Below are 7,052 nucleotides of genomic sequence, written 5' to 3'. Positions count from 1 at the left end.
TCCACCGCCCCCGCGCTGCAGCGGCTCCCGAACCGGGTCTGCGACTGCGGTACGGCGGCTGTCGGTGCGGTGGTGCGGATGTGCGGTTGTGTGGCGCTGTCGCGCTGTTTCAGTGGGCTACGACGCGGGCCATGCCTCCGCGCCGGGACTGCACGGGGACGCCCGTGCGCTCACCCGGGCCTCCGCGCGCCGGTGCGCGCCGCGGCTGCACGGCGACGCCGTTCTGCACGTCCATCACGGCGTGCGCGACGAGCCCGCCCATCGGATCGTGCCTGATGAGGTCCCGGAGGCGGGAGCGGCAGGACCGCCCCTCGTTGCCCGGGTAGAGGTGCTTGCCGAGGCCGACCGCGTGGGCCAGTGCGGCGAGCGCCGCGGTCCGCGGGTCCGGTGGTACGCCGGTGCGGATCGCGTTGTCGAGCCGGGTCCTGATCTCCCGGCTGATGGCCGTGTCCGTCGCCTGGTAGCGAGTCGTCGGCAGCACCCCGCACATCTGGCCGGCCACGGCATGCACCATGCCGCACCGCTCCAGGTGTGTGAGGTAGGTCTGGCGCAGCCCCAACCGGGGCCCGCCAATCCAGTGGACCGCGCGCACCGGGCTGCCACGTCGGCGCAACAGCTCCAGTGCGGAGTCCAGTGTCGGATCTCCTGTCGGCCGTGGCAGCACCACGGCGATACGATCCCCATCTGGGGCTATCCGTCCCGCCAGAGCCAGCTCTACTAGCTGCGCTCCGGCAAGACCGAGGTCGAGCGACTGCGGCTGCGCCGTGGTACCCGTGGCCGGGTCCAGGGCGAGCAGTAGAAGCTCCTCCGGAATTGTTCTGCGGCTCCTGCCCATCCATGCCTCCCCGCGTGGATGAATGACAGGGTGACCCCTCTCACACTTGTCTGTCGAGAGTGCCTGGGCGCTTCGTACGGGAACCAGTAGGTATGTCGTTCCCGTCAGACAGGAGAACGGCGTCCGACGGGGTTCCGGAACGGGCGGCGGCAGCGTGGCGGCGAGGGGCACTCCCGGACGGGCTGGACACTGGTAGGGCGATGGGCAGCGGGGCGCGACGGCGATGGGCGCGGGTGTCCTGTGCGACGTATGAAGGAGGCGCGGTGGCGGGCGAGTCCCCCGACAGGTCGGAGCAGCAGAAGTCGTCGGGGGAGACGACTCAGAGCGGTGACCGCGATCCGCGGCTCACGGTCCTCCAGGACCGGCCGGAGGAGGGCATGGAGTCGTCCTCCGGCGAATCCGGGCTCGGCGACGGGGCTTCGCGACCGGAGACCGCCGCCGCTGCCGATCCCGGGGAGCCGGCCGAGAAGGCCGGTGCCGGTGCGGACGGCGGGGAGGACTCCGTCGACGCCGACTCCGGTGAGGTCGTGGGCTCCGGTGATGCGGGCGGGGATGGCGAGGGCTCGGCCGAGGACGCTGTCGCCGACGAGGGCGAGCGGCGTGATGCTCCGGAATCCAGTTCAGAGCATGAGGAATCAGCAGATTCTGGGATGAAAAGGGATGATTCTCCCGAGTCCGGTGCGAATTCCAGGGATTCGGCCGGGGATTCATCCGGGGGGTCGTCCGCGCATTCACGTGACGACCGTCTGCGGGACGCCGTTGCTGCCTGGGTGGCCGGTGCGGACGCCGAGACCGACCCCGAGACGGACTCCGACACGCCGCAGAAGGCGACCGAGCCTGCCCAGGGCGAGCCGGCGCTCGAGCGGACCGCAGCACCCGCCACAGGCCTGCCGAAGCGCCGGGTGAACCGCTCGCCCGCGGCCGGCGGAACGCGCGAGGACGGGTCCACCGGGCCCGCACCGGAGACCGGAACGTCGGAGGATGCCGAAGCGGATGCGGATCCGCGCCCGGCGACGGATGACGCGCCGAGCGCCGAGGAGGAGGCCGCCCCGCAGGATGCGGGTGAGGAGTCGGCCGAGGGCGCGGGGGAGCAGGTCGTCGACCAGCACACGACGGTTTTCAGGCTTCCGTCGCGGGATGGCGGGAAGTCGTCCGTGGTCGCCGCGGACGAGGGCGCGGGCAAGGAGCCGAGGGACGGCGATGCCGTACCGTCCGACACCTCAGAAGACTCCGCACATTCGGGTGATTCGGGTGATTCGGGTGCCTCCGAGGAGGGTGGGGACTCCGAGGGCTCCGACGGCGGGAAGCACTCCGCCCCGGCCCGAGAGAGCTCGGCGGACGAAGGCGAGGACGAGGGCGAGGACGAGGGCAAGGGCGAGGGCAAGGGCGGCGACGCCAAGCCGCCGGTGGATCAGCCGACCACCGTCTTCAAGGCCGTTCGCCCCGAGGCGCGCCCCGCCGGTGACGCGCGCGAATCCGGCCGCGGCGACGCCCCGAGCGGCACGACCCCATCAGGATCCGCGGACAAGCGCGTCGACCAGCCGACCACCGCGTTCCGGGCCGTACCGCCGCCCACCGAGCGCAAGGCGGCGTCGGATACCGAGCGGAACAGCAAGTTCGTGCCGCTGCTGTCCGACGAAGTGGCGCCGCGCAAGCCCGCGTCCGCGGTCGGCACGGCCGAAGCCAAGCCCGCCGTACCGCCACGGCCCACCACGGCGCCCTCGCTCCCCAAGTCCGAGCGGACCAAGGAGCAGCCGCTGCCCCCCGAGCCCGCTCCGGGAGAGCTCGCCCCGCTGGATCTGCTCGCTCAGTTGACGAACACGCCGCCGCCGCCCGAGACCCCCCTGCGAACGGTGGTTCGGCGGATCAAGATCTGGACCCCGCTCGCCGTGCTGCTCGCGATCGTGTTCGCGATCGTGCAGGGTGTGCGTCCGCTGCCCGAGCCGACGCTGGATCTCACGGCGAGCGCGACGTACGAATTCGACGGTGCGAAGCCGTCGATGGCCTGGCCCGCCGAGGGGCAGGCGGCCGTCGGGGTCGACGGCCTCGGCAGCTTCGGCACGTCCGGCGAGCAGAAGCCCGTTCCGATCGCGAGTGTGGCGAAGACGATGACGGCCTTTGTCGTCCTCAAGGACCATCCGCTGAAGAAGGGCACCCAGGGCGCCACCATCCCGGTCGACAAGAAGGCCGAGGAGGATGCGCAGCTCGGTGCGCAGAACGAGTCGGTGGTGGAGACCAAGGAGGGTGAGAAACTCACCGAGACCGAGGCCCTCCACGCCATCATGATCGCATCCGCGAACAACGTGGCCCGGCTGCTGGCCCGCTGGGACGCCGGTTCCGAGGCGGCGTTCGTCAAGAAGATGAATGACGCCGCCAAGGATCTGGGGATGAAGAACACCAGGTACACCGACCCGAGCGGGCTCGAGGCGACGACCGTCAGCACTGCCGAGGACCAGGTCAAGCTGGGCCGGAAGGTGATGCAGCACCCGGTGTTCCGGGAGATCGTCGCCAAGCCCTTCTACATGGACCGCAACGGCAAGAAGCAGCAGAACTGGAACCGCCTCGTACCCTTCGACGGGGTGGGCATCAAGACCGGTACCAGCTCGGCAGCGCAGGGGAATTTGCTCTTCGCGGCGGAGAAGAAGGTGGGTGGCACCACGCAACTGATCGTGGGCGCCGTCCTGCGGCAGCCCGCGGACGCCGTGGAGAACTCGATCCTCAAGGGTGCGGTCGACGCGAGCAAAGCGTTGATCACGGCCGCGGGCGACACGCTCATCTCGCGCAAGGTCGTGAAGAAGGGCGATGTCGTCGGACAGGTCGACGACGGCCTGGGCAATACGACCCCGGTCATCGCGACCAAGGACGTCTCGGCGGTCGGCTGGGCGGGCCTGAGCGTGGACATCGCCCTCACCGACGACGGGAAGGCCATCCCGCACGAGGCGAAGGCGGGCACCACCGTCGGCACGATGACCGTGGGCAACGGCCTGGGCCAGGTGAAGGTGCCGATCAAGCTGCAGAAGGACTTGGTGGAACCGGGGTTCGGGGACAAACTGACCCGGATCCTCTGAGTCCGGGTCCGTAGCCCACACGGGCGGTCCCGGAGCCCAGGAAGTGCTCCGGGACCGCCCGCTGCGTCGTGACGGACTCGGGACATTTCCCAAGGCAACCATCCCCCGCCTCCTGGCTGTCCAACGAGGCAGTCAGGACTCAACGTGGGGAGAGCAGCAGGATGACAGCGATGGGAGCAGCGAGACGCCGGATCGGTGCGGCGCTCGGGGTGGCCGGCATGGTGGTTCCGCTGACCGTCGCGCTGGGCAGCACGCCCGCGCAGGCGGCGTCGTGCACGACGCGGACCGGGCCGTACCAGAAGCAGGTCGAGAAGTTCCTCGGCCGGCCGGTGGACGGCAGGCAGTCACCGGCGGACTGCACAGCGATACGGGCGTTTCAGACTAAGCACGGCATAAGTCCCAATATCGGCTACGCCGGTCCCGTCACCTGGGGTGTGATGGACCTGATGAACCAGCAGAAGGCCGCGGGCCGCAACCCGAACAAGGCCGGCAAGTGCCCCACGAACAAGGGCCGCATCGCCTGCGTGGATCTGACCCGGCAGCTCAGCTGGATCCAGGACGGCAAGACGCTCGAGTACGGCCCGGTGCCGGTGCGCACCGGGCGCGACAAGTACGAGACCCGGACCGGCGCCAAGAAGATCTACTGGCGGAACAAGAACCACTACTCCTCGATCTACAAGGTCAAGATGCCGTACAGCCAGTTCTTCGACGGCGGGCAGGCCTTCCACTCGATCAGCGGCAGCGTCTGGTCCCCGCCCGGGTCGCACGGCTGCGTGAACATGCGCAGCGGCGACGCCAAGGCGTACTGGAACATGCTGAAGAAGGGGGACGACGTCTTCGTCTACGGCCGCAAGCCCGGCACCTGACCGGGTCCAGGGGCGGGCCCCGGCAGCCTCGGCATCGATCGTGAGGCAACCTCCCCGCCCGAACCGCCGTCTCTCATAGGCCGGGTGTGCACCCATACGCGTTCCCCCGCGGTCGGCACGGGGGAACGCAGGGTCGTGCCGAGCCGGGCCGGAACGATCTCGCGTGCTAGCGTCGCGCTCGCGGCGTGCGCTCGGGTAATGGACGCCGGGGAAGACGGGGAGAGCCGTAGTGACCACCGTGGGGCCGACGCGCGCAGATGACGCCGGCGCCGAATCCGGCGCCGGGGGACGGATATCCGTGCCGGGCCGGCGCCGGGGGGACGAGGGCGTGGAAACCGGGCACAGCAGCAGGGGCGACGACGGCGGCACGGCCTTTGCCAACGGCTCCGCGGGACACGAGCGTACGGGTGGCGCGACGGCCATCGCCGCGGGTGCCGGCCGGGGCGGCGACGCTCCCCATGCCGCAGGGCGGGGGGTACCTCTGGGGGCACCTCCCGGACGGAGTCTGGGGGAGGTAGCTGGGGAAGGGCCGTACCTCGCAGGTACCTCGAGGGCGGTGCTGCGCGGCCTCGCCGCGCACCCCGTTCTCGTCACGCTCGCCGTGGCGGCCGCACTTCACGTCCTGTGGTTCCTGGTGTTCGCCAACAGCGGCGGCGACCTGGCCGCCCAGGACGCCTGGGCGGAGTTCGCCGGACGTCACCCCGACTCGGCGTACAACCTCGCCTGGTACGGCGGGATGCACCCGGTCTCGTACAGCGTCATCTCGCCGTACCTCATGCACGTCCTCGGCGTGCGCCTCACGATGATGATCGTCGGGACCGTCTCCAGCGCTCTCCTTGCGCTGATCCTCGCGCGCACCAGCCACATCAAGCACGCTCTGGCGCCCTCCCTCGCGGGCGCGTTCGCCTTCACCTGCAACGCCGTCTCGGGCCGGGTGACGTTCGGCCTCGGCACGATGTTCGCGCTGGGCGCCGTCGCCGTCGTCTTCTCCTGGCCGCGCGACTCGGCCTGGCGCACCCGCCGCCGTATGTACCAGCGGGCCGCGGCGGCCGCGCTGCTCGCCGGCCTGGCGACCGCCGGAAGTCCGGTGGCGGGCCTGTTTCTCGGGATCGTGGCCGTGGCGCTCTTCCTGGACAAGCGCCGCCTCGCGGCCTACTCACTCGGCGTCACACCGGCGATCGTCGTCGGCGTCTCCGCGTTGCTGTTCCCCTTCTCCGGCACCCAGCCGATGAACTTCCCCACGGCCGTGCTGCCCTTCCTGTGCGGCATCGCCGCGGCGCTGTTGGTGCCCGGGCACTGGCGGACCGTACGGATCGCCTCCGTCGTGTACGCGGTCGGCGCGCTGTTGACCTGGCTCATCGACTCGCAGGTCGGCAGCAACGTCACTCGCCTCGCGCTGGTCTTCGCCGGGGTGGTCTTCCTCGCCGCGCTGCCCCGCACCGTGCCCCGCTCCCGCCGCTGGGTCGCGCTGTGCCTCGCCTTCGCGGTGGTCACGGGCTGGCAGACGCTCAAGACCGTGGACGACGTCCTCAACACCACCCCGGCCGCGTCCTGGGCACGGGAGCTCGCGCCACTGGTCGACCGCTTGCAGCGGGTGGACGCCGATCGGGGGCGGGTCGAGGTGATCCCGGCCCGCAGCCACCGCGAGGCGTCGGCGCTCGAGTCGTACGTCAACCTCGCCCGCGGCTGGAACCGGCAGGCCGACCGGGAGCGTAACCCGCTCTTCTATGAGGAGGGGCTGCTCACTCCGGCCGGCTACCACGCGTGGCTGAAGCGCTGGGCGGTGCGGTATGTGGTGGTGCCGAAGGACGAGCTGGACGGCTCGGGGGCCGACGAGGCCGAACTCGTGGAGGCGGGCCAGCCGTATCTGAAGAAGGCGTGGGCGGACGCCAACTGGAAGCTCTACCGGGTGGTGGATCCGACGCCGATGGCCGACCCGCCGGCCACGGCGGAACGCGCCGACGAGGGCGAGATGATCGTCACCGTGCCGTCCGCGGGCTCCGTCCTCGTGCGCATCCCGTACTCGCCCTGGCTGGGTCTGGTCGACAGCCAGGGCAAGGGGGTTGAGCCACCGGTGGTGAAGGAGACGGGCGACGGCTTCGTGAACGTCAACGGGTGCCTGACCGAGCAGGTCCAGGATGTCGCCGAGGGCGAGCCCGAGGACGCGTGGACGGTGCTGCACGCTCCGCGGCCGGGTACGTACCGCATCGCCGCCCCGTATCAGCTGCCGCGTGGAACGCCCTGCCCCGAGCTGGACTGACGGCGGACGGCGGCGTCGACGGA

General features: G+C 70.8%; 4 protein-coding genes. 3 read left to right on the top strand and 1 reads right to left on the bottom strand.

Going from position 1 to position 7,052, the window contains the following annotated elements; genetic code table 11:
* Nucleotides 1-109 precede the first annotated feature (109 nt).
* Nucleotides 110-835, bottom strand: a complete 726-nt coding sequence (locus ACTWQI_RS22980) for a GOLPH3/VPS74 family protein (RefSeq protein WP_443273288.1) — start codon at nucleotides 833-835, stop codon at nucleotides 110-112.
* Nucleotides 836-1,098: 263 nt separating this feature from the next.
* On the opposite strand from ACTWQI_RS22980, the gene ACTWQI_RS22975 reads away from it, so the two are divergent.
* From ACTWQI_RS22975 to ACTWQI_RS22965, 3 genes are all read left to right on the top strand, one after another.
* On the top strand, nucleotides 1,099-3,903 hold the full coding sequence (locus ACTWQI_RS22975; protein WP_443273286.1) for a serine hydrolase: 2,805 nt from the start codon (nucleotides 1,099-1,101) through the stop codon (nucleotides 3,901-3,903).
* Nucleotides 3,904-4,073: 170 nt separating this feature from the next.
* Nucleotides 4,074-4,769, top strand: a complete 696-nt coding sequence (locus ACTWQI_RS22970; protein ID WP_443273284.1) for a L,D-transpeptidase family protein — start codon at nucleotides 4,074-4,076, stop codon at nucleotides 4,767-4,769.
* 229 nt (nucleotides 4,770-4,998) lie between these two features.
* Nucleotides 4,999-7,029, top strand: coding sequence for an MFS transporter (locus ACTWQI_RS22965; RefSeq protein ID WP_443273282.1), 2,031 nt, complete (start codon nucleotides 4,999-5,001; stop codon nucleotides 7,027-7,029).
* Nucleotides 7,030-7,052: the final 23 nt, after the last annotated feature.

It is taken from the genome of Streptomyces sp. KR80 (assembly GCF_052245555.1).
In the GTDB taxonomy this organism is placed as follows: Bacteria; Actinomycetota; Actinomycetes; order Streptomycetales; family Streptomycetaceae; genus Streptomyces.
This window is presented reverse-complemented; position numbering and strand designations above follow the sequence as displayed.